Below are 3,708 nucleotides of genomic sequence, written 5' to 3'. Positions count from 1 at the left end.
GATCCTGCTGACCCGTACACCGTACGACGCCGCCGGCCGCGCCAGCCGCAGCGATTCGCCGCGCATGCGCGATCTGCTGCCGCAGGGCGATGAAGTGTTCGTCGATGGCGGCTACATACGCGTGTTCCAGGACATCCGTGGCAAGTACGGTTCCGAAGGCGATTACGTGATGACCCGGCCGCTGCGTGGGCCACTGAACGGTACCAAGGTCGATCATTCCACCGATGCGTGGGACACCATCGATTGGCTGGTCAAGCATGTGCCGGAGACCAACGGCAAGGTCGGCATGCTCGGCTCATCGTACGAAGGCTTCACCGTGGTGATGGCGCTGACCGATCCGCACCCGGCACTGAAGGTGGCCGCGCCGCAGAGCCCGATGGTCGATGGCTGGATGGGTGACGACTGGCTCAACTACGGCGCCTTCCGCCAGGTCAATTTCAACTACTTTGCGATGCAGACCGAGAAGCGTGGCAAGGGCACGCCGCTGCCGTCGCTGGGCTACGACGATTACAGCACTTTCCTGCGCATCGGCTCGGCCGGCGACTACGCCCGCTTCACCGGTGTGGACCAGCTGACCTGGTGGAAAAAGCTGGTACAGCACCCCGCATACGATGCGTTCTGGCAGGGCCAGGCGCTGGATGCGGTGATGGCGAAGACGCCGCTGAAGGTGCCGACCATGTGGCTGCAGGGCCTGTGGGACCAGGAAGACATGTGGGGTGCCAACCACGCCTACCAGGCGATGGAAGGGCGCGACACCGGCAACACCCACAACTACCTGGTGATGGGCCCGTGGCGGCACAGCCAGGTGAACTATGACGGCAGCCAGCTTGGGGCGCTGAAATTCGATGGCGATACCGCGCTGCAGTTCCGCCGCGACGTGCTCAAGCCGTTCTTCGACCAGTACCTGGTGGATGGCGCGCCGAAGGCCGATACGCCACCGGTGCTGATCTACAACACCGGTGAAAACCACTGGGACCGCCTGCAGGGCTGGCCGCGCAGCTGCGAGAAGGCGTGCGCGGCAAACAGCAAGCCGCTGTACCTGCGTGCCGGAGGCAAGCTGGCGTTCCAGGCGCCGGCGGCAGGCGAGGGCGACTTCGAGGAATACGTGTCTGATCCGTCCAAGCCGGTGCCGTTCGTACCGCGTCCGGTGCGCTTTGGCGACCGCGACATGTGGACCACCTGGCTGGTCAAGGATCAGCGCTTCGTCGATGGCCGCCCCGACGTGCTGACCTTCATCACCGAGCCGTTGACCGCACCGCTGCGTATCGGAGGTACGCCGGTGGTGAACCTGCAGGCGTCCACCAGTGGCACCGACAGCGACTGGGTGGTGAAGCTGATCGATGTGTATCCCGACCAGGAGGCATCGACGCCGGAAATGGGCGGCTATGAGCTGCCGGTGTCACTGGCGATCTTCCGTGGCCGTTACCGCGAGAGCTTCAGCGATCCCAAGGCGCTGGCGGCCAACCAGGTGCTGCCGTATCGCTTCGACCTGCCCAATGCCAACCACACCTTCCAGAAGGGCCATCGGGTGATGGTGCAGGTGCAGTCCAGCCTGTTCCCGCTGTACGACCGCAATCCGCAGAGTTATGTGCCGAACATCTACCTGGCCAAGCCGGGTGATTACCAGAAGGCGACGCAGCGGGTATGGCACAGCGCCGCGCAGGCCAGCTTCATCGAACTGCCGGTGTATTGAGGCGGAGGGGATGACGCCGGGCTATGCCCGGCGTTACCTGGGATCACGCGATGTCGGTTGCGCCGGGCCATGCCCGGCGGGTGTGGTAGTGCCGGCCGCTRGCCGGCATCCGCGATGATGCGAAAGCGTGTCGACCAAGGTCGACACCTACCGGAATAGATCGTCTGCAGGACCGACGGGGTAGTGCCGGCCGCTGGCCGGCAACATAGTGGTGCGAAAGCGTGTCGACCAAGGTCGACACCTACCAGAGCAGATGGCTTCAGCCGACCTTCGAAGGGCCGGTGCGCCAGCGGCTGGGCACCAGCCCGAAGCGCTTGCGGAAGGCGGCGGCGAAGTTGCTGGGATGCCGATAGCCAGTTTCCGCAGCCGCCTGCTCCACGCTCCAGCCGGATTCGCGAAGGCCCTGCTCGGCATGTCGCATGCGTTGTTCGTGCAGGTAGTCGAACACCGAGCAACCATACTCCTGGACGAAGTGCCGGCGCAGTGCGCTGGGGCTCATGCAGGCCAGTTGGGCAAGTTCCAGCAGGCTGTGCGCATGGCCAGGGTCGTCGTGCAGGAACGTCCGTACGCGTTCCAGCCGCGCCCGCTGGCCACTGCGCAGCGCACGCGCGCCTTCGGCGTGCAGATCATCGGCCTGCAGGCCGGTGGACAGCAACTGCAGGGCAATGCCCTCGCGCCACAGCGCATCCAGGCCATCCTGCCAGGGGCTGTCGAACAGCTGCGCGAGAGGCGGCAGCATCGCGTGCGGAATCGCCCAGTGCCTGCATTCCATGTGTGAACCCAATGCCCGCTGCAATTGCGGTTGCCGCAGCAGGTCCGGGTCCAGATCGGCTGGCACCATCAGGCTGATGCCACGCAGGCGCATATTGCCCGGATGGACGCCGACCATTGCCACATGGTCGCGGTGGCTGGTGGTCACTGCGGTGCCTGCGCGCAGGCTGAAGTCACTGCGGTTGGGAACCTGCACGTCGACCTGGCCCTGCAGCATCACGCGGATGACCAGGCCGGGCCGTTCGTGCGCTGTGGCGGTGTAGGCGATGCGGTTGTGCACATCCGATGCGAGCAGGCTCATGCCGCCGCGCAGGGTCTGTTCGTGCAGGTCGCCGTGACCGGCCCACTGTTCTTCGCGCAGGTGGCTTGGATCGGCACGGTAGTCATAGCCGTGTCGCTGGCCAAAACGGCGGTAATCGGCAAACGTGAAATATCGGGACATCGCTCGGCGCTCAACCATTGATGATGGGTGCCGGCGACGATGTGCCCGCACGTTCCATCGTGCACCTGCAGCGCGGATCGGTCCTGCGCTTTCAGAGTTGGAAATAGATTCCTGTCATTTTCTCCAATGCCAGCCCGAATGCGATATCCAACGGGTCAATCGATTGGCATTTACGGCCAAGTTGAAGATCGCGCAGCAATGCGCGTGCGTACTGTAACTGCTCGGGACGGGTGATCGATTCGTCTTCCTAGTGGTCAAAGAGCAGGCCGAACCGCGTATTGAGGGTAGTGAGGAAGCCGCTGTCGAACAGCAGATCGACCGTGGCATCGCTGAGCATCACTTCGTACAGATCGCCAGGCAGGCAGGAATCGGTATCCAGCCGCCGTTCGGCATCGGCAGAAAGTGGAACGCAGGCTGTACGCATGGAAGCTCAGGTGGCGGGCATGCGCGCAAGTATCACGCATGCAGCGCTTTCGTCACGAAGAAGGGCGTAGTGTCGGTGAGGTCGGACGGTTCTGTCCGCATCGATTTCCCAACAGATGGAGACCACAGATGATTGATTATCGACTCAACGGAAAAACCGCGATCGTCACCGGCGGTGTATCCGGTATCGGCCTGGCGGTAGCGGAAACGCTCGCTGCATCGGGTGCGCGCATTTCAGTGTGGGACCTGAAGCAGGATGCGGTGGATGCCACGGTGGCCACGCTGCGCAACCAGGGGGCCGAGGCCATCGGTGTCGCGTTGGATGTCACCGACGAGGCGGCGGTGGAAGCCGCGGTGCAGCGCACGGTGAAGGAACTGG

General features: G+C 64.0%; 4 protein-coding genes. 2 read left to right on the top strand and 2 right to left on the bottom strand.

Going from position 1 to position 3,708, the window contains the following annotated elements; genetic code table 11:
* Positions 1–1,693, top strand: a 1,693-nt coding sequence (locus AB4Y84_RS15915; protein WP_442250423.1) for a CocE/NonD family hydrolase, incomplete at its 5' end; no start/stop codon positions are given.
* 259 nt (positions 1,694–1,952) lie between these two features.
* Here the strand turns inward: AB4Y84_RS15915 and AB4Y84_RS15910 are convergent.
* Together AB4Y84_RS15910 and AB4Y84_RS15905 are read right to left on the bottom strand one after the other, a co-directional pair.
* Positions 1,953–2,906 carry a helix-turn-helix transcriptional regulator gene (locus AB4Y84_RS15910; RefSeq protein WP_088100184.1) on the bottom strand — a complete coding sequence of 318 codons (954 nt, stop codon included), beginning with the start codon at positions 2,904–2,906 and terminating at the stop codon, positions 1,953–1,955.
* Positions 2,907–3,153: 247 nt separating this feature from the next.
* Entirely contained in the window at positions 3,154–3,330 is a 177-nt protein-coding gene (locus AB4Y84_RS15905; RefSeq protein ID WP_442244562.1) for a hypothetical protein, read from the bottom strand.
* A gap of 128 nt (positions 3,331–3,458) precedes the next feature.
* Here AB4Y84_RS15905 and AB4Y84_RS15900 point away from each other — a divergent pair.
* The coding region (locus tag AB4Y84_RS15900; protein WP_442250422.1) for an SDR family NAD(P)-dependent oxidoreductase at positions 3,459–3,708 on the top strand (250 nt) is incomplete at its 3' end.

The organism is Stenotrophomonas sp. 2YAF22, assembly GCF_052114665.1.
GTDB lineage: Bacteria > Pseudomonadota > Gammaproteobacteria > Xanthomonadales > Xanthomonadaceae > Stenotrophomonas > Stenotrophomonas indicatrix.
This window is presented reverse-complemented; position numbering and strand designations above follow the sequence as displayed.

Coding starts and splice junctions, on each gene's coding strand:
- AB4Y84_RS15910 (WP_088100184.1), bottom strand. CDS start 2,906: ATGTCCCGATATTTCACGTTTGCCGATTACCGCCGTTTTGGCCAGCGA.
- AB4Y84_RS15905 (WP_442244562.1), bottom strand. CDS start 3,330: ATGCGTACAGCCTGCGTTCCACTTTCTGCCGATGCCGAACGGCGGCTG.